Source organism: Pseudomonas sp. JQ36, from assembly GCF_053851495.1.
This window is the reverse complement of sequence record NZ_CM132642.1, coordinates 4,827,575-4,850,782: the sequence shown is the minus strand read 5'-3', so window position 1 is coordinate 4,850,782 and position 23,208 is coordinate 4,827,575. Positions and strand designations below refer to the sequence as shown.

At 59.5% G+C, this 23,208-nt stretch carries 22 protein-coding genes; 13 read left to right on the top strand and 9 right to left on the bottom strand.

Features of this window, described 5'->3' with window-relative positions; translation table 11 throughout:
* The first annotated feature begins 19 nt into the window (after positions 1-19).
* The 4 genes from fmt (at position 20) to ACS4NR_RS21895 (ending at position 4,151) form a co-directional block, all read left to right on the top strand.
* Positions 20-979 (top strand): methionyl-tRNA formyltransferase, encoded by a 960-nt coding sequence (fmt, locus tag ACS4NR_RS21910; protein WP_204893938.1) that lies wholly within the window; start codon positions 20-22, stop codon positions 977-979.
* The gene (gene rsmB, locus ACS4NR_RS21905) at positions 976-2,286 is read left to right on the top strand and encodes a 16S rRNA (cytosine(967)-C(5))-methyltransferase RsmB (protein ID WP_456018327.1); all 1,311 of its coding nucleotides are present in this window, start codon (positions 976-978) and stop codon (positions 2,284-2,286) included. Before fmt ends, rsmB begins: the two co-directional genes overlap by 4 nt.
* A 22-nt stretch (positions 2,287-2,308) precedes the next feature.
* A complete protein-coding gene (gene trkA / locus ACS4NR_RS21900; protein ID WP_095139781.1) occupies positions 2,309-3,685 on the top strand; it encodes a Trk system potassium transporter TrkA in 1,377 nt (458 codons plus the stop codon).
* Between the two features lie 151 nt (positions 3,686-3,836).
* Positions 3,837-4,151, top strand: a complete 315-nt coding sequence (locus tag ACS4NR_RS21895; protein ID WP_456018325.1) for a tetratricopeptide repeat protein — start codon at positions 3,837-3,839, stop codon at positions 4,149-4,151.
* A 1-nt stretch (position 4,152) separates the two neighbouring features.
* On the opposite strand, the gene ACS4NR_RS21890 is transcribed toward ACS4NR_RS21895, so the two are convergent.
* The 3 genes from ACS4NR_RS21890 to ACS4NR_RS21880 form a co-directional block, all read right to left on the bottom strand.
* A complete protein-coding gene (locus ACS4NR_RS21890; RefSeq protein WP_007960749.1) occupies positions 4,153-4,392 on the bottom strand; it encodes a PilZ domain-containing protein in 240 nt (79 codons plus the stop codon).
* A 107-nt stretch (positions 4,393-4,499) separates the two neighbouring features.
* A complete protein-coding gene (locus ACS4NR_RS21885; protein WP_041073613.1) occupies positions 4,500-5,387 on the bottom strand; it encodes a lysophospholipid acyltransferase in 888 nt (295 codons plus the stop codon).
* Between the two features lie 40 nt (positions 5,388-5,427).
* Entirely contained in the window at positions 5,428-5,985 is a 558-nt protein-coding gene (locus tag ACS4NR_RS21880; RefSeq protein ID WP_095139783.1) for a DNA-3-methyladenine glycosylase I, read from the bottom strand.
* An 81-nt stretch (positions 5,986-6,066) separates the two neighbouring features.
* On the opposite strand from ACS4NR_RS21880, the gene glyQ reads away from it, so the two are divergent.
* From glyQ to ACS4NR_RS21860, 4 genes are all read left to right on the top strand, one after another.
* Positions 6,067-7,020: a glycine--tRNA ligase subunit alpha gene (glyQ, locus tag ACS4NR_RS21875; RefSeq protein ID WP_003187265.1), complete on the top strand. Its 954-nt coding sequence runs from the start codon at positions 6,067-6,069 to the stop codon at positions 7,018-7,020.
* Entirely contained in the window at positions 7,017-9,071 is a 2,055-nt protein-coding gene (gene glyS, locus ACS4NR_RS21870; protein WP_456018323.1) for a glycine--tRNA ligase subunit beta, read from the top strand. Before glyQ ends, glyS begins: the two co-directional genes overlap by 4 nt.
* Before the next feature lie 4 nt (positions 9,072-9,075).
* Complete coding sequence (gmhB, locus tag ACS4NR_RS21865) at positions 9,076-9,615, top strand: D-glycero-beta-D-manno-heptose 1,7-bisphosphate 7-phosphatase (RefSeq protein ID WP_456018322.1); 540 nt, start codon at positions 9,076-9,078, stop codon at positions 9,613-9,615.
* Positions 9,616-9,697: 82 nt separating this feature from the next.
* Entirely contained in the window at positions 9,698-10,477 is a 780-nt protein-coding gene (locus ACS4NR_RS21860) for a lysophospholipid acyltransferase family protein (protein ID WP_095139786.1), read from the top strand.
* 167 nt (positions 10,478-10,644) lie between these two features.
* On the opposite strand, the gene ACS4NR_RS21855 is transcribed toward ACS4NR_RS21860, so the two are convergent.
* Positions 10,645-12,177, bottom strand: coding sequence for an ATP-binding protein (locus ACS4NR_RS21855; RefSeq protein WP_456018321.1), 1,533 nt, complete (start codon positions 12,175-12,177; stop codon positions 10,645-10,647).
* Positions 12,178-12,344: 167 nt separating this feature from the next.
* Here ACS4NR_RS21855 and ACS4NR_RS21850 point away from each other — a divergent pair, with 167 nt between their 5' ends.
* On the top strand, positions 12,345-13,082 hold the full coding sequence (locus tag ACS4NR_RS21850) for a response regulator transcription factor (protein ID WP_166495136.1): 738 nt from the start codon (positions 12,345-12,347) through the stop codon (positions 13,080-13,082).
* A gap of 47 nt (positions 13,083-13,129) precedes the next feature.
* Here ACS4NR_RS21850 and ACS4NR_RS21845 read toward each other — a convergent pair whose 3' ends face one another.
* The 5 genes from ACS4NR_RS21845 to dnaA all read right to left on the bottom strand — a co-directional run bounded on the left by ACS4NR_RS21845 (position 13,130) and on the right by dnaA (position 20,088).
* A complete protein-coding gene (locus ACS4NR_RS21845; RefSeq protein WP_095139789.1) occupies positions 13,130-13,648 on the bottom strand; it encodes an Hcp family type VI secretion system effector in 519 nt (172 codons plus the stop codon).
* Positions 13,649-13,880: 232 nt separating this feature from the next.
* The gene (gene gyrB / locus ACS4NR_RS21840; RefSeq protein ID WP_166495137.1) at positions 13,881-16,298 is read right to left on the bottom strand and encodes a DNA topoisomerase (ATP-hydrolyzing) subunit B; all 2,418 of its coding nucleotides are present in this window, start codon (positions 16,296-16,298) and stop codon (positions 13,881-13,883) included.
* Positions 16,299-16,303: 5 nt separating this feature from the next.
* The gene (gene recF, locus ACS4NR_RS21835; RefSeq protein ID WP_003220208.1) at positions 16,304-17,407 is read right to left on the bottom strand and encodes a DNA replication/repair protein RecF; all 1,104 of its coding nucleotides are present in this window, start codon (positions 17,405-17,407) and stop codon (positions 16,304-16,306) included.
* Between the two features lie 14 nt (positions 17,408-17,421).
* Entirely contained in the window at positions 17,422-18,525 is a 1,104-nt protein-coding gene (gene dnaN, locus ACS4NR_RS21830) for a DNA polymerase III subunit beta (protein ID WP_003220202.1), read from the bottom strand.
* Between the two features lie 39 nt (positions 18,526-18,564).
* Entirely contained in the window at positions 18,565-20,088 is a 1,524-nt protein-coding gene (dnaA, locus tag ACS4NR_RS21825) for a chromosomal replication initiator protein DnaA (RefSeq protein ID WP_456018319.1), read from the bottom strand.
* Between the two features lie 566 nt (positions 20,089-20,654).
* Between dnaA and rpmH the strand changes: the two genes are divergently transcribed.
* From rpmH to yidC, 4 genes are read left to right on the top strand one after another with little or no spacing between them, the layout of a single operon-like run.
* Positions 20,655-20,789 (top strand): 50S ribosomal protein L34, encoded by a 135-nt coding sequence (gene rpmH / locus ACS4NR_RS21820; protein ID WP_003213577.1) that lies wholly within the window; start codon positions 20,655-20,657, stop codon positions 20,787-20,789.
* Between the two features lie 16 nt (positions 20,790-20,805).
* Positions 20,806-21,207 (top strand): ribonuclease P protein component, encoded by a 402-nt coding sequence (rnpA, locus tag ACS4NR_RS21815; protein WP_011336726.1) that lies wholly within the window; start codon positions 20,806-20,808, stop codon positions 21,205-21,207.
* The gene (gene yidD, locus ACS4NR_RS21810; RefSeq protein WP_010465488.1) at positions 21,200-21,445 is read left to right on the top strand and encodes a membrane protein insertion efficiency factor YidD; all 246 of its coding nucleotides are present in this window, start codon (positions 21,200-21,202) and stop codon (positions 21,443-21,445) included. The genes rnpA and yidD overlap by 8 nt, the downstream gene beginning before the upstream one ends.
* A 2-nt stretch (positions 21,446-21,447) precedes the next feature.
* Positions 21,448-23,130, top strand: coding sequence for a membrane protein insertase YidC (yidC, locus tag ACS4NR_RS21805; protein ID WP_115986445.1), 1,683 nt, complete (start codon positions 21,448-21,450; stop codon positions 23,128-23,130).
* The last annotated feature ends 78 nt before the right edge of the window (positions 23,131-23,208 follow it).

Genomic DNA, 23,208 nt, shown 5'->3' with positions numbered 1-23,208 from the left:
TTTTTATGAGACGCCCTTCATGACTGAGCCACTGCGCATCGTTTTTGCCGGCACCCCGGAATTCGCCGCCGAACACCTAAAGGCCCTGCTGAACAGCCCTTACGAGATCGTTGCGGTCTACACCCAACCGGATCGTCCGGCCGGTCGCGGGCAAAAACTGATGCCGAGCCCGGTCAAACAGTTGGCTCTGGAAAATAATATCCAGGTGTTGCAGCCGCCGACCCTGCGCAACGCCGATGCTCAAGCCGAGCTGGCCGCGCTGAAACCGGACTTGATGGTGGTGGTCGCCTACGGCCTGATCCTGCCGCAAGCTGTGCTGGATATTCCGCGTCTGGGCTGCATCAACAGTCACGCCTCGCTGCTGCCACGCTGGCGCGGTGCGGCGCCGATCCAGCGCGCCGTGGAACACGGTGATGCCGAAAGCGGCGTGACCGTGATGCGCATGGAAGCCGGCCTCGACACCGGGCCGATGCTGCTCAAGGTCGTGACCCCGATCAGCGCCGACGACACGGGCGGCACGCTGCACGACCGCCTCGCCGAAATGGGCCCGCCCGCCGTGGTCCAGGCAATTGCCGGTCTGGCCGCCGGAACCCTCGAAGGCGAAGTGCAGAACGACGAACTCGCCACCTACGCCCACAAACTCAACAAGGACGAAGCGCGCCTCGACTGGAGCCGTCCGGCAGTCGAGCTGGAGCGTCTGGTGCGCGCCTTCAATCCATGGCCGATTACCCACAGCACCCTCAATGGCGAAGCGCTGAAGGTATTGGCCGCGACGCTGGCTGACGGCAAAGGCGCACCGGGAGAAATCCTCAGCGCCAGCAAGGACGGCCTGATCGTCGCCTGCGGTGAACAGGCGCTGTGCCTGACCCGCCTGCAACTGCCCGGCGGCAAGGCGCTGAACTTCAGCGACCTGTTCAACAGCCGTCGCGAGAAATTCGCCGTCGGCACCGTGCTCGGCGCCGTGGTGGCCGCGCAATGAACCCGCGTCTGGCCGCCGCCAAGGCTCTCGCCGCCGTGCTCAGCGGCAAGGCTTCGCTGAACAGCTCCCTGCCGACGCAACTGGACAAGGTCGAGGACCGCGATCGCGGCTTCACCCAGGATCTGGCGTTCGGCACCGCGCGCTGGCAGCCACGGCTGTCGGCGCTGGCGGAAAAGCTTTTGCAGAAACCGTTCAAGGCTGCCGACGCCGATGTCGAGGCGTTGCTGCTGGTCGGTCTCTATCAACTGCTCTACACCCGCGTGCCGCCGCACGCGGCCATCGGCGAAACCGTCGGTTGCGCGGACAAGCTGAAAAAGCCGTGGGCCAAGGGTTTGCTCAACGCCGTGCTGCGCAATGCCCAGCGCGAAAGCGAGACGATTTTCGCCGAGCTGGAGCGCGACCCAGTGGTACGCACCGCCCACCCGCGCTGGCTGCAAAAATCTTTGAAAGCCTTCTGGCCGGAACAATGGGAAGCGATCTGCGCGGCGAATAACGCGCACCCGCCGATGATCCTGCGGGTCAACCGTCGGCACCACAGCCGCGACGCCTACCTCGGCTTGCTCAGCGACGCCGGCATCGCTGCCACGCCGTGCGTTTACAGCCGCGACGGCATCGTTCTTGAAGCCGCCGCCGACGTGCGCAGCCTGCCGGGTTTTGCCGAAGGCTGGATCAGCGTGCAGGACGAAGCCGCGCAACTGGCTGCCGATCTGCTCGATCTGGCCCCGGGCCAACGGGTGCTCGACGCCTGCTGCGCCCCCGGCGGCAAGACCTGCCACATCCTCGAAGCCGAACCGGCGCTGGCCGGCGTGGTGGCGGTGGATCTGGAAGCCAAGCGTCTGGTGCGGGTGAAGGAAAACCTTGAGCGGCTGGGCCTGAGCGCCGACCTGATCGCTGCCGACGGCCGCGACACCGCAGCATGGTGGGACGGCAAGCCGTTCCAGCGCATCCTGCTCGACGCGCCGTGCTCGGCCACCGGGGTGATCCGCCGCCATCCGGACATCAAGCTGACCCGTCAGCCGGACGACATCGCTGCCCTCGCGCAACTGCAAGGCGAGCTGCTCGACGCCCTGTGGAAAACTCTCGACGTCGGCGGCATCCTGCTCTACGCCACGTGCTCGACCTTGCCGACCGAGAACACCGAAGTCATCGCCGCGTTTCTTGAGCGCACGCCCGGTGCCCGCGAACTCGACCTGGCCACCACGGCCGGGATCAAACAGCCCCATGGTCGCCAATTGCTGGCCCAGCAGGGCGGGCATGATGGGTTCTACTACGCCAAGCTGATCAAGATCGCTGCCGCGCGCGGCTAAATGGATTGAATGGAGTGACTGGATGAAAATCATCATCCTCGGTGCGGGGCAGGTCGGCGGTTCGCTGGCTGAACACCTGGCGAGCGAAGCCAACGACATCACCGTGGTCGACACCGACGGCGAACGCCTGCGCGACCTCGGCGACCGTCTCGACATCCGCACCATTCAGGGCCGCGGCTCGCTGCCGTCGGTGCTGCGTCAGGCCGGCGCCGACGATGCCGACATGCTGGTGGCGGTGACCAACAGTGACGAGACCAACATGGTCGCCTGTCAGGTCGCGCACACGCTGTTCCACACCCCGACCAAAATCGCCCGGGTGCGCGAAGCGTCCTACCTCAATCGCGAAGAACAGCTGTTCCAGAACGAAGCGATTCCGGTCGACGTGCTGATCAGCCCCGAGCAGGTGGTGACCAACTACATCAAGCGTCTGATTCAGCATCCGGGCGCGCTGCAAGTGATCGACTTCGCCGAAGGTCAGGCACAACTGGTGGCGGTGCGCGCCTATTACGGCGGGCCGCTGGTGGGTCAGCAATTGCGCCAGTTGCGCGAGCACATGCCGAACGTCGAAACCCGGGTCGCGGCGATTTTCCGCCGCGACCGACCGATCCTGCCGCAGGGCGATACGGTGATCGAGGCCGATGACGAAGTCTTCTTCATCGCCGCCCGTGAGAATATTCGCGCGGTGATGAGCGAAATGCGCCGTCTCGACGAAACCTACAAGCGCATCGTGATTGCCGGTGGCGGGCAGATCGGCGAGCGCCTGGCCGAGGCCATCGAAAGCCGCTACCAGGTGAAGATCATCGAGATGAGCCCGGCGCGCTGCCGCTATCTCTCCGACACCCTCGACAGCACCGTGGTGCTGCAGGGCAGCGCGTCGGACCGTGATCTGCTGCTGGAAGAGAACATTGCCGACGCCGACATCTTCCTCGCCCTGACCAACGATGACGAAGCCAACATCATGTCGTCGTTGCTGGCCAAACGGCTGGGGGCGAAGAAGGTGATGACGATCATCAACAACCCGGCTTACGTCGACCTGATCCAGGGCGGCGACATCGACATCGCTATCAGCCCGCAACTGGCGACCATCGGCACCTTGCTGGCTCACGTACGGCGGGGCGATATCGTCAGCGTGCACTCATTGCGCCGGGGCGCGGCGGAAGCCATCGAAGCGATTGCCCACGGTGATGCGAAGTCGAGCAAGGTCATCGGCCGGCCGATCGAGAAAATCGGCCTGCCACCGGGCAGCACGATTGGCGCGATCATCCGCAACGAAGAAGTGATCATCGCGCACGACGATACGGTGATCGAAACGGGCGACCATGTGATTCTGTTCCTTGTGGATAAAAAGCATATTCGTGATGTGGAGAAGCTGTTTCATGTGGGTCTGAGCTTCTTCTGATCCAGAAATATCGTCGGTTGTAATGGCCTCTTCGCGAGCAAGCCCGCTCCCACATTTGGAATGCATTCCCCTGTGGGAGCGGGCTTGCTCGCGAAAGCGGTGTAACTGACACCGATCTACGCCTGACACTCCACAGAAAAGGACTCCATCGATGCTCGAATCCCTGGAAAAAATGCTCGCCAAGGGTGTGGATAACTCACTGCTGCGCTTCGGTCTCGGCAAGGGTTATCTGGATCTGGGGGAGAACGCCAAGGCTGTCGAGCATTTCCAGCGCTGTGTCGGTTTCGATCCGAAGTATTCGGCGGCGTGGAAGCTATTGGGCAAGGCGCAACTCGCACTCGGCGATCACGCCGCCGCACGTCAGGCGTGGGAACAGGGTCTGGAAGCCGCCCGCGCCCATGGCGACAAGCAGGCCGAAAAGGAAATGACGGTGTTTCTGAAGAAACTCGACCGACAGGCGCAATAGGCTAGAGATAGCGCAGGCCGATGCCCTCGGCATCCACCGTCACCACTTCCATTCGCACCCGTGGCGCGCCGGTGGGTAAATCCTGCACTTGGCCATAAACCACCGCGCCTTTGGGCAGTGAAGCCAAGCGCGGATGCTGCACATACACGCCGGTGGCCGACAGGTTGCGCGTCTGCCCGAGGCATTCGCCGAAGCTGTCGTGGGTGATTTTGATGCGGAAGGATTTGCGCTGTTCGGACATCTTGTTGCGCCCTTTGATGAACGGTTGTGGATAACTGAAGGAGCAAGATCAAAAGATCGCAGCCTGCGGCAGCTCCTACAGTTTATCCACAGAGTGTGCCAACTTGTTCAGTACCAGCGCGCTTCGCCCGGTGGACGTTTCTTGAAGCGCTTCATGCTCCACATGTACTGGCTCGGATACGCCGCGACATAACGCTCGACCACTTTGCTCATGGCCGCGCAGGACTCCTCGGTATCGGTGCTGTACATGGCTTCTGGCGCTGCTTCGAGAATCACTTTGTAGCCCGAACCGTCCGGCAGGCGCAGAGCGTGGAGGAACACCCCGACCGCTTTGCCGCCGGCGAGCATGTTCGGCACGAATTTGCTGGTCAGCGCCTGGGTGGCGAAGAACGGCACGAAGATCCCCGCGGATTCGGCCGGTTCCGGGTCAGCCGGAATGCCCACTGCACCACCTTTGCGCACTTCCTTGATGACGCTGAGGATGCCTTCCTTGGTGGAGGCAGCGACCTTGTTGCCCAGTTGCACGCGTTGCTTGCGCAGCAATTCATCCACAGCCTTGAGCTTTGGCGGACGGTAGAAAATGATCGGTTTGCACTGGCTGCAATAGAAGTGGTTGAGCACTTCCCAGTTGCCCAGGTGGCTGGTGATGCCAACCACCCCTTTGCCCGAGGCCAGCGCCTCCTTGAGGATGTCGAGGCCTTCGACTTCGCGCACCAGATCGATCGAACGCTGCGCCGGCCAGATCCAGGCGCAGGCGCTTTCGGTCAGGGATTTGCCGATGTCTTTCAGGCTCTGGCCGACCAGACGCTCGCGCTCGGCCGGGTCCATCTGTGGAAAACATTTGGAAAGGTTGATCCGCACCACGTCGCGGGAACGGTTGGGGGTTTTCCACATGATCCAGCCGATCGCCGAACCCACGGCCTGCACGGCCCGCCATGGCAGCAGGGCAAACAGCCGCAGAGCGCCTACCAGCAAGGCGCCTTTAAACTTTTCCACAGGTCACTCCTGATTTTGTGCTGTGCGCGAGGCGGCCATTCTAACCGCCGTTGACCAGCTGCGCGTAGCGGTCACAGTCCTGAGTGTGATCCATGACCATGCCCGAGGCCTGCATCAGTGCGTAGCAAATGGTCGGGCCGACGAAGGTGAAGCCAGCCTTTTTCAGGGCTTTGCTCATCGCCACGGCTTCGGGGGTGATCGCCGGGACTTCGCTGCGATCCTTGAAATGATTGATGATCGGTTGGCCACCGACGAACGACCAGAGAAACGCCACCGGGTCTTCCAGCGCCAGCCAGGCCTGGGCATTGCGCCGCGCGGCATTGAGTTTGAGGCGGTTGCGGATGATCCCCGGATCGAGCATCAGTTCGTCGATTTCGGCGTCGCTCATCTGCGCCACACGCTGCACGTCGAAGCCGTACAACACCTCGCGGTAGCGCTCGCGTTTGCGCAGCACGGTGATCCACGACAGCCCGGCCTGGAACCCTTCGAGCAAAAGCAACTCGAACAAACCCTGCGCATCGCGTAGCGGCGTGCCCCACTCCTGATCGTGATAAGCCATGTACAGCGGATCTTCGGTACACCAAAAGCAGCGTGGCATAAGGCTCCAGGGGGCGTGCGCAGCAACGAATCGGGTATACTCCCGCTCTTTAAATCGCAGCCCAAGAAACAGGTGAATTTCGTGAGCCAGCCTACGCCAGCCGTGCGTACCTTCCAAGACTTGATCCTCGCGCTCCAGCAATACTGGGCCGAGCAAGGTTGTGTGGTACTTCAGCCCTACGATATGGAAGTAGGCGCCGGCACTTTCCACACCGCGACCTTCCTGCGCGCCATCGGCCCGGAAACCTGGAACGCCGCGTACGTGCAGCCAAGCCGCCGTCCGACTGACGGCCGCTACGGGGAAAACCCGAATCGTCTGCAGCACTACTATCAGTTCCAGGTCGTCCTGAAGCCGAACCCGGACAACTTCCAGGAACTGTACCTGGGCTCGCTCAAGCATGTCGGCCTGGACCCGCTGGTCCACGACATCCGCTTCGTCGAAGACAACTGGGAATCGCCGACCCTCGGCGCCTGGGGTCTGGGCTGGGAAGTCTGGCTCAACGGCATGGAAGTGACTCAGTTCACCTACTTCCAGCAGGCCGGCGGCATCGAGTGCTACCCGGTGACCGGCGAGATCACTTACGGTCTGGAGCGTCTGGCCATGTACCTGCAGGGCGTGGATTCGGTCTACGACCTGGTCTGGGCTGACGGTCCGTTCGGCAAGGTGACCTACGGCGACGTGTTCCACCAGAACGAAGTGGAGCAGTCCACCTACAACTTCGAACACGCCAACGTCGACAAGCTGTTCGAACTCTTCGACTTCTATGAAAGCGAAGCCAAGCGCCTGATCGAACTCGACCAGCCGCTGCCGTTGCCGAGCTACGAAATGGTCCTGAAGGCCTCGCACACCTTCAACCTGCTGGATGCGCGCCGGGCGATCTCGGTGACCGCGCGTCAGCAATACATCCTGCGCGTACGCACTCTGGCGCGTTCCGTTGCGCAAGCCTACCTGCTGGCTCGCGCCAAGCTGGGCTTCCCGATGGCAACCCCGGACCTGCGTGACGAAGTACTGGCCAAGCTGGAGGCTGCACAATGAGTGCTCAAGATTTTCTGGTTGAACTGGGCACCGAAGAACTGCCACCCAAAGCCCTGAACACCCTGGCTGAAGCGTTCCTCGCCGGTATCGACAAGGGCCTGCAAGCTGCCGGCCTGAGCTACGAAAGCAAAACCGTCTACGCCGCACCGCGGCGTCTGGCCGTGCTGATCACTGCGCTGGCCACCCAGCAGCCGGATCGCAGCATCAACCTCGACGGCCCGCCACGTCAGGCCGCATTCGACGCTGAAGGCAACCCGACTCAGGCAGCGCTGGGCTTTGCCAAGAAGTGCGGCGTCGAGCTGAGCGAAATCGACCAGAGCGGCCCGAAACTGCGTTACAGCCAGAACATCGCCGGCAAGCCGACCGCGAGCCTGCTGCCGACCATCGTCGAAGATTCGCTGAACGACCTGCCGATCCCGAAACGCATGCGTTGGGGTGCGCGCAAGGAAGAGTTCGTGCGTCCGACTCAGTGGCTGGTGATGCTGCTCGGTGACCAGGTCATCGACTGCACCATCCTTGCGCAGAAGGCTGGTCGTGATTCCCGCGGTCACCGCTTCCACCACCCGCAAAGCGTGCGCATCGGTTCGCCGTCGAGCTACCTGGCCGACCTGCGTGCCGCTTATGTTCTGGCCGATGCCAACGAGCGTCGCGAGATCATCAGCAAGCGCACCGAAGAACTGGCGACCCGTCAGGAAGGCACTGCGATCGTGCCGCCGGCGCTGCTGGATGAAGTGACCGCGCTGGTCGAGTGGCCGGTGCCGCTGGTGTGCTCGTTCGAGGAACGCTTCCTCGACGTGCCGCAGGAAGCACTGATCACCACCATGCAGGACAACCAGAAGTACTTCTGCCTGCTGGATGCCGACGGCAAGTTGCTGCCACGGTTCATCACCGTCGCCAACATCGAAAGCAAGGACCCACAGCAGATCATCGCCGGTAACGAGAAAGTGGTTCGTCCACGTCTGACCGACGCCGAGTTCTTCTTCAAGCAAGACAAGAAGCAGAAACTCGAAGCCTTCAATGATCGCCTGAAGAACGTGGTGTTCCAGGAAAAACTCGGCAGCGTCTACGACAAGGCCGAGCGCGTATCGAAACTGGCCGCATACATCGCGGCACGCATTGGCGGCAACGCTTCCTGGGCGGCCCGTGCCGGCCTGCTGTCGAAGTGCGACCTGGCCACCGAAATGGTCGGCGAGTTCCCGGAGATGCAAGGTGTCGCCGGTTACTACTACGCCCTCAATGACGGCGAGCCGGAAGACGTCGCGCTGGCGCTGAACGAGCAGTACATGCCACGCGGTGCCGGTGCTGAACTGCCGGCGACCCTGACCGGTGCCGCTGTCGCGATCGCCGACAAGCTCGACACCCTGGTCGGTATCTTCGGTATCGGCATGCTGCCAACCGGCAGCAAAGACCCGTATGCCCTGCGCCGTGCGGCCCTCGGCGTGCTGCGTATCCTGATCGAGAAAAAACTCGACCTCGATCTGAACGACGCCGTGGCTTTCGCCGTGGCGGCGTTCGGGACCAAGGTCAAGGCTGCCGGTCTGAACGACGCGGTGCTGGAATTCATCTTCGACCGTCTGCGTGCGCGTTACGAAGACGAAGGCGTCGATGTCGCCACCTACCTGTCGGTTCGTGCCCTGAAGCCGGGTTCGGCGCTGGACTTCGACCAGCGTGTGCAAGCGGTTCAGGCCTTCCGCAAGCTGCCGGAAGCGGCAGCGCTGGCGGCGGTGAACAAGCGTGTATCGAACCTGTTGAGCAAGGTTGAAGGCTCGGTGCCGACCGTGGTCGAGGCCAAGTACTTCGACAACGCCAACGAGTTCTCGCTGTACTCGGCGATCCAGCAAGCGGATCAGGCGGTGCAGCCAATGGCCGCAGCGCGTCAGTACAACGAATCGCTGGCGCGTCTGGCTGCATTGCGTGAGCCGGTGGATGCGTTCTTCGACGCCGTGATGGTCAATGCCGACGACGCCAATGTGCGGGCCAACCGCTATGCGTTGCTGGCGCGTCTGCGTGGCCTGTTCCTGGGCGTTGCCGACATCTCGCTGCTGGGTTGAGGGATTGCTGTTGAAACTGCTGATTCTCGATCGGGATGGAGTGATCAATTACGACTCCGACGCTTACATCAAGTCGGTGGAGGAGTGGATTCCACTGCCCGGCTCGATCGAGGCGATTGCGCAGTTGAGCAAGGCCGGCTGGACGGTGGCGGTCGCTACCAACCAGTCGGGCATTGCTCGCGGCTATTACGACCTCGCCACCCTCGACGCCATGCACGCGCGCTTGCGCACGCTCGTGGCGGAGCAGGGCGGTGAAGTCGGGCTGATCGTGTACTGCCCGCACGGGCCGGACGAGGGTTGCGATTGCCGCAAGCCGAAACCCGGCATGTTGAAAACTATCGCGGCGCACTACAACGTGGCGCTGACGAATGTCTGGTTCGTCGGCGACAGCCTTGGTGACCTGGAGGCCGCCAAAGCCGTCGATTCACAGCCCGTTTTGGTAAAGACCGGGAAAGGCGAAAAAACTCTGGGCAAGACCCTTCCGGTCGGCACCCTGATTTTTGACGATCTGGCGGCGATTGCCGCAGAACTTATCCACAACTAGAGTGCTTCTGAAGTTCCTGACCAGGGATTGATCGGGAGTGCGCTTGAACAGTCGGGCATCGCCCGTAACGGTAAACGTCGCCATGTCGATACTGCAGGCCATCAGAATTTTTCTCTTTTACCTGCTGCTGGGCACCACTGCCTTGCTGTGGTGCAGCCTGAGCTTTTTTATCGCGCCCTTTCTGCCGTTCAAGGCGCGTTATCGTTTCATCAACGTGTACTGGTGCCGTTGCGCCTTGTGGTTGACCAAGGTGTTTCTCGGCATTCGTTACGAGATCAAAGGCGCGGAAAACGTGCCAGACCGGCCCTGCGTGATTCAGTCGAACCACCAGAGCACTTGGGAGACGTTCTTTCTCTCTGCTTATTTCTCGCCCTTGAGCCAGGTGCTCAAGCGTGAATTGCTCTACGTGCCGTTCTTCGGTTGGGCCATGGCCATGCTGCGGCCGATCGCGATCGACCGCGACAACCCGAAAGCGGCGCTCAAACAAGTCGCGGCCAAGGGCGATGAACTGCTCAAGGATAACGTCTGGGTGTTGATCTTCCCTGAAGGTACCCGCGTTCCTTATGGCACCGTCGGCAAGTTTTCGCGCAGTGGCAGCGCGTTGGCGGTAAATGCGGCGCTTCCGGTGCTGCCGATTGCACACAATGCCGGCAAATTCTGGCCGAAAATCGGCTGGGGCAAGCAGCCGGGCGTGATCACCGTAATCATCGGCGAGCCGATGTATGCCGAAGGCACTGGCCCGCGCGCCATCGCCGAGCTAAACGACCGGGTACAGGCGTGGAACGAACAGACTCAGCGCGAAATGGGTTCTCTGCCACCGGCACCGCAGGCACCTGCGGCGAGTGATCAGGTGGCTGTCTGATTTTTGTGGATAACCTGTGTACGGTTTTGTTGAAAAATCCTGAATATAGAAAGTAACCGATTGATTTACCTATATATTTCTCAAGCTCATAAAACACTGTAAAAGGTGCATAAGTTTTTTTCGGAAGTAAAAAAACCGGCTGATATAGCCGGTTTTTTTGTGCCTGTTCACTCGGCAATCAACGGCAGCTGGAGTCTGAACGTCGTGCCCTGATCAACGACGCTGTGACATTCGATACTGCCGCCATGATGATCGACCACGGCCTTGACCATCGACAACCCCAGGCCGACACCATCGATGCCCTGCGCCGATGAAAACCGGCGATATTGAGTGAACAGATCCGGCAGTTCATCGGCAGCGATGCCTTTGCCCTGATCGGTCAATTCACAGCACAGCCACTCGCCATGACAACTGGCGCGCAACTGAATCGTGGTGCCCGCAGGACTGTACTTGATCGCATTTTCCAGCAGGTTGAACAAAGCTCGGGTCAGCAGGCCCTGGTCGGCGTTGATCAGGCGCTCCTGGGATGGCTCATCCATGTCATGCAGCAACTGGATGCATTTCTGTTGGGCGATGGGCAAGGCCTGATCCAGCACGTCCAGTACCAGCATCGCGAACAGACTGGGCTGGAACTGATAAGCCTCGGATTCCGCTCGCGCCAGCAACACGAAACCATCGGTCAAATCCAGCGCGCGGCGTACCTGACGCTCGATCTGCTCGAACAGCGGAGAATCCGCTCCGGCCTGATGACGGTGCACATCCAGCAGGGCAAGGATCGCCGAGTGCGGGGCGCGCAGATCGTGGGAAAGAAACCGCAGCAAGACCCCGCGCTGTTCTTCGGCAGCGCGTTCGGCGCTCAGGTCGGTGAGGCTCAGTAGCCAGCCGATCGGCGTATCGCCGTCCACCGGCAACAGTGCCGCACGCTCCAGACGCAAGCTGCGTTCCTTGTGATCGCGAAACTCCAGCAAGGGCAGGACTGATAAGGCCGGACGTGGTGCTGTGGATAATTCCGGATAACCGAGGCGGGCCAATTGCTCAAGAACGTCGTCGCCCACCAAGGGGTGATCGAACAATACCCGGGCCTTGCGGTTACCCAACAGAATCTGCCCTTTGGGATCGCTGATCAGTGTAGCCACCGGCAGGTATTCCAGACCGTCGGCAATGAAGCGCCGGGTATCGCGCGTGCGGCTCATGGCTTGTTCCAGCGCCATGATCTGTCCCTGTAACTGGTCTGCGCTGGTAAATTTTGCACGGCGCCGTTCGGGGAACACTTTCGGCTCGCGGTCCAGCCGCGCCAGCTCCCAGCCAAAGTACGTCAACACCACACTCAAGCGCCGCCAGTTCCAGATCAGGTAGCCGAACAACATGCCGAGCGCCGCCGGAGTCGGTGACCACCAGTGCCGGGTTTCCGCCAGCCCGGCGCTGGTCAGCAGCACACAAGCCACACCGCCCAATGTCACCCAGATCGCCCAGCGCGGGCGCCACAGCAGCAATCCGAGTACGCAGGCTACCAGCCCTACCGAAAGCAGCGTGCTCCGCATCGGTACCACGTCGTGCAGGTTGATCTGCGCGCGATACGACAACAAGGCAGTCAGCGGCAACAGCACTAGACTTATCCACAACCACTCGCGCACCAGCCGCCGAAACAGGCGCTGGACCTGACTCGGCTCGCGGCTTTCACGCCGGCGCGGGTTATTCATGGCGAACAGTGCAGGGGGCAGTGAATGGTTTCATGGGCCACAGGTCTGAGGATGTAGATCCGAAGAATCATAGCGGACGTCGACAACGGCGGACGGCTTACTTTCACCGTACAGGCCAAGCCGTTATGGTGGCTAGCCACTGCCCAAGCAACAAGGAGCCCACGCGTATGCGCGTTGCGATACTGGACGATGAACCCGCCGAACTGCGTCGGGTCGAGCAAACCCTGCAGCAGATGGCGGCCGTAGGCGACCAGCCTTGGTCACTGCACAGCTTTGAACGGGGCGAGGATCTGTTGCGCCAATTGCGCCGGGACACCTTTGACCTGCTGATCCTCGACTGGCAATTGCCCGACCTGACCGGCCTGGCGCTGCTGCGCTGGACCCGTGAGCACATGGAGTCGCCGCCCGCCGCGATCATGCTGACCAGCCGCGACGGCGAGAGCGATATCGTCCAGGCGCTGAACGCCGGGGCCGACGATTACGTCAGCAAACCGTTCCGCCCCAACGAGCTGAAAGCCCGAGTCGCCGCCGTGCTGCGGCGGCACAGCCAGCAACGCAGTAGCGCTGCCGAAGTCCTGAGCTTCAATGACCTGACCTTCGACGATGCTGAACTGACCGTCACCCGCGAGGGTAAGGCCGTGGTCATGACCGAGCGTGAATATCGCCTGGCGCGCTGCCTGTTCAGTAACCTGGGTCGGCCGTTGTCGCGCGAGTATCTTTACGAACGCTTCTGGCCCCACGAAGAAGTCGCGTCGTCACGGCCGCTGGATACGCACATCTATCGCCTGCGCAACAAGCTGGGGCTGACGGCGGATCGGGGTTGGCAGTTGCTGACGATTTATGGGTATGGGTATCGGTTGGAGAGTGTGCCTGCAACAGCTGGTGATACCACGATGCAGTCGTAACGTGAATCGACGAGTCAAGCTGGTCGATACCTGGCAGCCAGCGAGTGTCAGTTGACCAAAGGTGCACGCCAGTCATCTGAACCCGTCGTGCCGCAAATTTCATGCGTCCAGATGATTTTACGATACGTGAAATGTACGTCTTCCAACTGCGTGAAATGCGCCATGTTCATATCTTGGCAATTCGGCATTCTGGAGTTCACTTCCACAATAACGGCGTCTACCAATTCAATACTGAAAAAATGTTCTTGTGTACCTGCAGCGGAAGTTCGATACCAGGCAATATGACAATTGTCCAAGACTTCGCCACTGGTCAAAGCGCTGTATATCAACGGGGATGCCTTGTCGAAAACCTTGGTGACCATGAGAGGCTTATGCACCCGCTGACCGGTGGGTTGGCCGGATTGAGGGTCACGTGGAATGATGATTTGATGGCTGAAAGCCTGTACCAAAATCTGATCTTCGTGCCCTTCCTGGTAGGTATTACCCACTGAGTCTGCTGTAAAAGCCCCGGCACTGATCAAACCTTGTCGATTACCATTAATCGTTAAATATGCAGGTGTAGGCATAACTAAGTTCCCTGTTCGATTCTAGACACTGACAACGCTCCACTTATGCCGTAGGGCAGTTAGCGAAGCGGCTGTAAGATAAATAGAACCGATCGAGATATATGTAGGAAGAGTCTCTCCTCAACGAAGGGATAGTCTTAAAATTTGCAGGATTTAATCCAAAAAAAGAACCGAAAAAAAACCAGCGCATAGCGCTGGTTTTTTATTCGTGCATTAGCGATGGGGAGATGGATCAGAAATCCAGGTTCGAAACCGCCAGCGCATTGCTCTCGATGAAGTCACGGCGAGGTTCGACCGCATCACCCATCAGGGTGTTGAAGATCTGGTCTGCGCCAATGGCGTCTTCGATGGTGACTTTCAGCATACGGCGCACGCTTGGGTCCATGGTGGTTTCCCACAGCTGATCCGGGTTCATTTCGCCCAGACCTTTGTAGCGCTGGATGGTGTGGCGCTTGGTGCTTTCGGCCATCAGCCAGTCGAGGGCTTCCTTGAACTCGGTAACCGCTTTCTTGCGCTCGCCACGCTGGATGTACGCGCCTTCGTCGAGCAGGGTGCTCAGTTGAGCGCCGAGGGTGACGACGGTCTTGTAGTCGTTGCTGCCGAAGAAGTCGCGGTTGAAGGTGACGTAGTTCGACAGGCCGTGGGAGATCAGCTCGACCTCTGGCAGCCAAACGCCACGTTCACGATCTTCACGCAGGCTGGCCTTGTACACCAGGCCCGACTTCTCGACGGTGCGCAGACGCACTTCGTACTGAGCCAGCCAGTCCTGCATCTTGGCGTGGTCGCCGAGCATTTCCAGGCTCACGGCCGGCAGGTAGATGAAGTGCTCGGTCAGCTCCTGCGGGTACAGGCGCGACAGACGTTTGAGGGTCTTCATCACCATGCGGAAGTCGTTCACCAGACGCTCGAGCGCTTCACCGGAAATGCCCGGGGCCTCTTCGTTCAGGTGCAGGCTCGCATCTTCCAGGGCCGACTGCGTCATGTACTCTTCCATGGCTTCGTCGTCTTTGATGTATTGCTCTTGCTTGCCTTTCTTGACCTTGTACAGCGGCGGCTGGGCGATGTAGATGTAGCCGCGCTCGATCAGCTCCGGCAACTGACGGAAGAAGAAGGTCAGCAGCAGGGTACGGATGTGCGAACCGTCGACGTCAGCATCGGTCATGATGATGATGTTGTGATAGCGCAGCTTGTCGATGTTGTACTCTTCGCGACCGATACCGCAGCCGAGCGCGGTGATCAGCGTGCCCACTTCCTGGGACGAGATCATCTTGTCGAAGCGTGCTTTCTCGACGTTGAGGATCTTGCCCTTCAGCGGCAGAATCGCCTGGGTCTTGCGGTTACGTCCCTGCTTGGCAGAGCCGCCCGCGGAGTCACCTTCCACGAGGTACAGTTCGGACAGCGCCGGGTCTTTTTCCTGGCAGTCAGCGAGCTTGCCCGGCAGACCGGCGATGTCCAGCGCGCCTTTACGGCGGGTCATCTCACGGGCCTTGCGCGCCGCTTCACGGGCACGGGCCGCGTCGATCATCTTGCCGACGACCAGCTTGGCTTCGTTCGGGTTTTCCAGCAGGAAGTCGGAGAAGTACTTGCCCATCTCCTGCTCGACCGCGGTCTTCACTTCGGAAGATACCAGCTTATCTTTGGTCTGCGAGCTGAACTTCGGATCCGGCACTTTCACCGAGATGATCGCGGTCAGGCCTTCGCGGGCATCGTCACCGGTGGTCGCGACTTTGTGCTTCTTCGCCAGACCTTCCTGCTCGATGTAGTTGTTCAGGTTACGCGTCAGTGCGGAACGGAAACCCACCAGGTGAGTACCGCCGTCGCGCTGTGGAATGTTGTTGGTGAAGCACAACAGGTTCTCGTTGAAGCTGTCGTTCCACTGCAGGGCGATTTCCACGCCTATGCCGTCTTCACGCTGGATGTTGAAGTGGAACACCTGGTTGACCGCAGTCTTGTTGGTGTTCAGGTATTCAACGAATGCACGCAGGCCGCCTTCGTACTTGAACAGCTCTTCCTTGCCGCTGCGCTCGTCCTTGAGGACGATGCCGACACCGGAGTTGAGGAAGGACAGTTCACGAATGCGCTTGGCCAGGATGTCCCAGCTGAAGTGAATATTCTTGAAGGTTTCGCTGGAGGCCTTGAAGTGGATCTGGGTACCGGTGGTTTCGCTGTCGCCAACGATCGCCATCGGTGCCTGAGGCACGCCGTGGACGTAGGTCTGTTCCCAGATCTTGCCGCTGCGGCGTACGGTCAGTACCAGCTCTTCGGACAGTGCGTTCACTACCGATACACCTACACCGTGCAGACCGCCGGATACCTTGTAGGAGTTATCGTCGAACTTACCGCCAGCGTGGAGGACGGTCATGATGACCTCGGCGGCGGAAACGCCTTCCTCTTTGTGCACGTCTACCGGGATGCCACGGCCGTTGTCTTTAACGGTGATGGACTCATCCGGGTGGATGATGATGCTGATGTCGTCGCAGTGGCCGGCGAGGGCTTCGTCGATCGAGTTGTCGACCACCTCGAACACCATGTGGTGCAGACCGCTGCCATCGTCGGTGTCACCAATGTACATACCGGGACGTTTGCGTACGGCATCCAGGCCTTTCAGCACTTTAATGCTCGTTGAGTCGTACGTATTTTCTTCGCTCAATGCCTTCACTCCCGATGGTCGTGGGTCTGGGTGATACGGCCCTGTTCCACGTGGAACAGAGCGACTGGCGTTTCCGTCTGCCAGCCTTCCCTCAATAATTCGTGATCTACACAGGTGATGAAAACCTGGCAGCGTAAGTCTTCCAGCAAGCGGCACAGCGCGCGGCGGTGGCTTTCGTCCAGCTCGGACGGCAAGTCATCCACCAGATAAATACACTGACCGCGTCGAGCCTGGCTCACCAGATGCCCCTGGGCAATTCGCAAGGCACAGACCACCAGCTTCTGCTGACCCCGTGACAAGATGTCCGCGGCATTGTGCGCGCCCAATCTAAGACGCAAATCAGCACGTTGTGGTCCGGCCTGGGTATGCCCCATCTGCTGATCCCTTTGCACGGAACCAGCCAGTACGGCACTCAATTCCCGGTCCTTGTCCCAGCCTCGGTAATAGCTGAGCGTCAAACCCTCAAGTTCAACCAGCTCGCTCAAGGTTTGTTCAAAGACTGGTTTCAAGGCTTTGATGTAAGCGCGGCGGTATTCATCGATTTCAGCGCTGGCCTGGCACAGTTCCCTGTCCCAAACCGCTTGCGAAACGGCGTCAAGTGTACCATGCCGCAGCCAGGAGTTTCTCTGGCGCAAGGCCTTCTGCAAACGCTGCCAGGTCGCCATGAAACGCGGTTCGACATGGAACACACCCCAATCGAGAAACTGCCGGCGAATCTTCGGCGCACCTTCGAGCAGGCGGAAGCTGTCGGGGTTGATCAACTGCAGCGGCAGAATTTCTGCCAGCTGCGCAGCACTACGGGCATTCTGCCCGTCGATGCGGATCTGGAACTCGCCCTGACGGTCGCGAGATATCCCCAACGCACTGTGGCCACCCTCGGCCAATTCGACCTGACCGAACACGGTGCAGGCGAGTTGCTCGTACTGGATGACCGGTAACAGCCGCGTGCTACGAAACGAACGGGCAAGCCCCAGCAGATGAATGGCTTCCAGAACACTGGTTTTGCCGCTGCCGTTGGCGCCGTAAAGAATGTTGATGCGGGGGGAGGGGGAGAAGGTCACCGGGTGCAGATTGCGCACCGCGGTGACCGAAACACGACTTAAGGACATCCAGGATCAGCTGATTACAGACGCATCGGCATGACAACATAAGCCGAGTCGTCATTGTCGGACTCTTGCACCAGCGCACTGCTGTTGGAGTCGGACAGGATCAGGCGAACCTGTTCGGTGGTCATCACGCCCAGCACGTCGAGCAGGTAGCTCACGTTGAAGCCGATTTCCAGCGAACCGCCGTTGTATTCAACGCCCACTTCTTCTTCCGCTTCTTCCTGCTCCGGGTTGTTGGCCTGGATCTTCAACTGACCGTTGGCCAGTTGCAGACGGATGCCGCGGTACTTCTCGTTGGACAGAATCGCGGTACGGCTGAACGCTTCACGCAGAGCCTGACGATCGCCCAGTACCAGCTTGTCGCCACCCTTCGGCAGAACGCGCTCGTAGTCCGGGAACTTGCCGTCGACCAGCTTCGAGGTGAAGGTAAATTCGCCGGTGGTGGCACGGATGTGGTGCTGGCCCAGAACGATGCTGACGTTGCCATCCGGCTCGGTGAGCAGACGCGCCAGTTCCAGAATGCCTTTGCGCGGCACGATCACCTGATGGCGATCCGGCTGACCGATATCGGCCTGCATCGAGCACATGGCCAGCCGGTGACCGTCGGTGGCCACAGCGCGGATCACACCGGCCGAGACTTCCAGCAGCATACCGTTGAGGTAGTAGCGCACGTCCTGCTGGGCCATGGCGAAGCTGGTGCGTTCGATCAGGCGACGCAGTTTGCTCTGCTCCAGGCTGCAGGTCAGCGAACCCGGGCCTTCTTCAACCGTCGGGAAATCGTTGGCCGGCAGGGTCGACAGGGTGAAACGGCTGCGGCCGGCCTTCACGACCAGCTTCTGCTCGTCGACCTTGATGTCGATCAGCGCGTCGTTGGGCAGGCTTTTGCAGATATCCATCAGCTTGCGCGCAGGCACGGTAATGGAACCGGTTTCGGCCGGCTCTTCGAGTTGCACGCGACCGACCAGCTCGACTTCCAGGTCGGTACCGGTCAGCGACAGTTGCTGGCCATCGACGACCAACAGCACGTTGGACAGTACCGGCAAGGTCTGTCGGCGCTCGACGACGCCTGCGACCAGTTGCAGGGGTTTCAACAGGGCTTCGCGTTGAATGGTGAAATGCATGGTCTAGTCCCTTGCCTTAATAAGCTGCGCTGGTGTTCATCAAGTAGTCAGTGTACGCAGCAGGTTCTTGTAGTCCTCGCGGATGTCCGCGTCGGATTCCTTAAGTTCGTTGATCTTGCGGCAGGCGTGCAGCACCGTCGTGTGGTCGCGACCACCAAACACATCGCCGATTTCCGGCAGGCTGTGGTTGGTCAGTTCCTTGGACAGCGCCATGGCCACCTGACGCGGACGTGCCACCGAGCGCGAACGGCGCTTGGACAGCAGGTCGGAGATCTTGATCTTGTAGTACTCGGCGACGGTGCGCTGAATGTTATCCACAGAGACCAGTTTGTCCTGCAATGCCAACAAGTCTTTCAGGGATTCGCGAATCAACTCGATGGTGATGTCACGGCCCATGAAGTGCGAGTGGGCGATCACGCGTTTCAGCGCGCCTTCCAGCTCACGGACGTTGGAACGAATTCGTTGGGCGATGAAGAACGCCGCATCGTGAGGCAACTCGACTTTGGCCTGGTCGGCCTTCTTCATCAAGATCGCCACGCGGGTTTCCAGCTCCGGCGGCTCGACGGCAACCGTCAGGCCCCAGCCAAAGCGGGATTTGAGGCGCTCTTCAAGGCCTTCGATTTCTTTCGGGTAGCGGTCACTGGTCAGAATGACCTGCTGGCCACCTTCAAGCAGGGCGTTGAAGGTGTGGAAAAACTCTTCCTGGGAACGCTCTTTGCGGGCGAAGAACTGAATGTCGTCGATCAGCAGAGCGTCCACCGAACGGTAGAAACGCTTGAACTCGTTGATCGCGTTCAGTTGCAGCGCCTTGACCATGTCGGCCACGAAGCGCTCGGAATGCAGGTACACGACCTTGGCATTCGGGTTCTTCTTTAATAGATGGTTACCCACAGCGTGCATCAAGTGGGTTTTACCCAGGCCGACGCCGCCATAAAGGAACAGCGGGTTGTAACCATGCTTGGGATTGTCCGCCACCTGCCAGGCCGCCGCGCGGGCGAGCTGGTTGGACTTGCCTTCGACGAAATTCTCGAAGGTGAAGGTGCGGTTCAGGTAACTGGTGTGCTTGAGCGCGCCTTCGACCTGCACCGTGCGCTGTTCGGCGCGAACCGGGGCCTGTTGCGAGGCCGCACCGGCCATCGGATCGAAGCTGTCGCGGGACGGCTCTTCACTGACTTCCTCGGTTTTCTGCGTCGAGCGCTTGGCCGGGGCTGCACTTGGTGCAGGTGCTGGTGCACTGGCCGGCACGGTATTGGCCTGAGCCTGGGACACCTGCGCAGCGGCCAACGGCGCGTTCGGCGCGGCACGCGGTACCGAGCTGCGTTTGCTGCCTATTAATAAGGAAAGCGCTGGCGCCATGCCGTTGCCGTGCTCATCCAGCAGTTCAAGGACGCGACCGAGGTACTTTTCGTTGACCCAGTCCAGCACAAAACGGTTCGGTGCGTAGACGCGCAACTCGTCGCCTTCGGCTTCGACCTGTAGTGGACGGATCCAGGTGTTGAATTGTTGGGCAGGCAGCTCCTCGCGCAAAAGCTCCACGCACTGCTGCCAAAGTTCCACTGACACGGATATCCCCTAAGTTGAAAGCCGGTGAGGCAAAAACAAGCGGCCATTGTAGCGGCGAGCCGTCCACTTATCCACATGCAGGTTGTGTGGTGACCATGATTAATCAATGCGTTAACCGGTAAAAAGGCGACCAACGGTGTGTGTATAAGCTCTGTGGATAACCGCCTCTGAGGGCACTGGACAACTGGGGGTGGAACTCGGTGGATAACCAGCCTGTGGATAACTGGCCATTCCACACACAGGTTATCCGACAGCGCAGCACAGGCTGAACACGGTTTTCCACTGTAGTTGTCATTCTCTGTACATCAAGCTGTACAAGGGCTGAAGATGGTTATCCACAGAAGATGGCTGCCCTAGCTTTTACAAGCTTTACAGAAAAGCTTTAAATAATTCCCTTCTTTATTTTTATGTCTGGCAAACAGGATTCCGGTTCCGTGAGCTCCAGAGATCTATTTATAAGGAAACGCTGGTTGGAAATTGACCTGAAGGCTTGCTTTCTCTAGAATCCCCGGTCTCTTAAAACGGGGGCCATTCCGGCCCGTTGTGGACGAACCAGGTAACACGACATGAAACGTACTTTCCAACCAAGCACTATCAAACGCGCTCGTACCCACGGTTTCCGTGCTCGCATGGCTACCAAGAACGGTCGTGCCGTCCTGTCGCGTCGCCGCGCCAAAGGTCGTGCGCGTCTGGCAGTTTGATAATCCGGCACTGGAGGTGAGTCAGGACTTCAGTCGGGAAAAGCGTCTGCTTACCCCCCGGCATTTCAAGGCAGTCTTTGACTCCCCTACCGGCAAGGTTCCGGGGAAAAATCTCCTGCTCCTTGCGCGCAACAACGACCTTGATCACCCCCGTCTCGGGCTGGTTATCGGGAAAAAGAGCGTAAAGCTCTCCGTTGAGCGCAATCGCCTCAAACGTCTGATGCGCGAATCGTTCCGTCTGCACCAGGATTCTCTGGTCGGCTGGGACATCGTAATCGTCGCGCGCAAAGGTTTGGGCGACGTAGAAAACCCCGAATTGATTCAGCATTTCGGCAAACTCTGGAAGCGCCTGGCCCGTAACAAGCCAGTTCCAGCAGTCAAAACCGAAACTGTAGGGGTAGACAGTCCAGATGCGTAAACTGGCACTCGTTCCGATCCAGTTTTATCGCTACGCCATTAGTCCTTTGATGGCCAGTCACTGTCGTTTCTACCCCAGTTGTTCTTGCTACGCGTATGAAGCCATCGAAAATCATGGCCTTCTGCGCGGTGGCTGGCTGACCTTTCGTCGTTTAGGTCGCTGTCATCCGTGGAATCCCGGTGGTTATGACCCGGTTCCACCTATCCCTACCTCCCGTTCTTCTTCGATGGCCGAGTAATCATGGATATCAAACGCACGATCCTGATCGTCGCCCTGGCAATCGTGTCCTACGTTATGGTTCTTAAATGGAACCAGGACTATGGCCAGGCTGCCCTGCCGACTCAGAATGTTGCTTCCAGTACGACTGCATCCGGTTTGCCGGACACCGTTCCTGGCAATAACGCTTCCGCCAGTGACGATATTCCGCGTGCCGCGAGCGATACCAGCGCACCTGTGGAAACTCCAGTCGCTGCCAGCAAGGATCTGATCCAGGTCAAAACCGACGTGCTCGATCTCGCGATCGATCCACAAGGTGGCGACGTTGCTCAACTGACCTTGCCTCTGTATCCACGTCGTCAGGATCGTCCGGACGTTCCGTTTCAGCTGTTCGATAACGGCGGCGAGCGTGTTTATCTGGCGCAAAGCGGTCTGATCGGCACCAACGGCCCGGACGCAAATCCGGCTGGTCGCCCGGTCTACTCCTCGGAGAAGAAGACTTATCAACTGGCTGACGGTCAGGACCAACTGGTCGTGGACCTGAAGTTCAGCAAGGACGGCGTCAATTACATCAAGCGTTTCACCCTGAAACGCGGCCTGTATGACGTTGCCGTTTCCTACATTGTGGATAACCAGAGCGCTCAGCCCTGGAACGGCGCGATGTTCGCCCAGTTGAAGCGCGATAGCAGCGCAGATCCTTCGTCCACAACCGCTACGGGTACCGCCACTTACCTGGGTGCCGCCCTGTGGACAAGTTCGGAGCCGTACAAGAAAGTGTCCATGAAGGACATGGACAAGGCGCAGTTGAAAGAAACCGTCACCGGTGGCTGGGTAGCCTGGCTGCAACACTACTTCGTGACCGCGTGGATTCCGGCCAAGGGCGAAAACAACATCGTCCAGACCCGTAAAGACAGCAAAGGCAACTACATCATCGGTTACACCGGTCCTACTCTGACCGCTGCACCGGGTGCCAAAGTTGAAACCAGCGCTGTGCTGTACGCCGGTCCGAAAAGCCAGGCGGTGCTGAAAGAGTTGTCCCCAGGTCTGGAACTGACTGTCGACTACGGCATTCTGTGGTTCATTGCCCAGCCAATCTTCTGGCTGCTGCAACATATCCACGCCATTGTCGGTAACTGGGGCTGGTCGATCATCTTCCTGACCATGCTGATCAAGGGTATTTTCTTCCCGCTGTCGGCTGCCAGCTACAAATCGATGGCGCGCATGCGTGCCGTTGCGCCGAAACTGGCTGCACTGAAAGAGCAACATGGCGATGACCGGCAGAAAATGTCGCAAGCCATGATGGAGCTGTACAAGAAAGAGAAGATCAACCCGCTGGGCGGCTGCTTGCCGATCCTCGTGCAGATGCCGGTTTTCCTTTCGCTGTACTGGGTTCTGCTCGAAAGCGTGGAAATGCGCCAGGCGCCGTTCATGCTGTGGATCACTGACCTGTCGATCAAGGATCCGTTCTTCATTCTGCCGATCATCATGGGCGCAACCATGTTCATCCAGCAGCAGTTGAACCCGACTCCGCCGGATCCGATGCAGGCGAAGGTCATGAAAATGATGCCAATCATCTTCACCTTCTTCTTCCTGTGGTTCCCTGCAGGTCTGGTGCTGTACTGGGTTGTTAACAACTGCCTGTCGATTGCACAACAGTGGTACATCACGCGTAAGATCGAAGCGGCGACGAAAAAAGCCGAGGCGTAACTTGCACTGTGGATAACACCACTCAAAACGCCCCCTAGTGGGGCGTTTTGCTATCTGCCACTTTTGTCTGGATTCCGG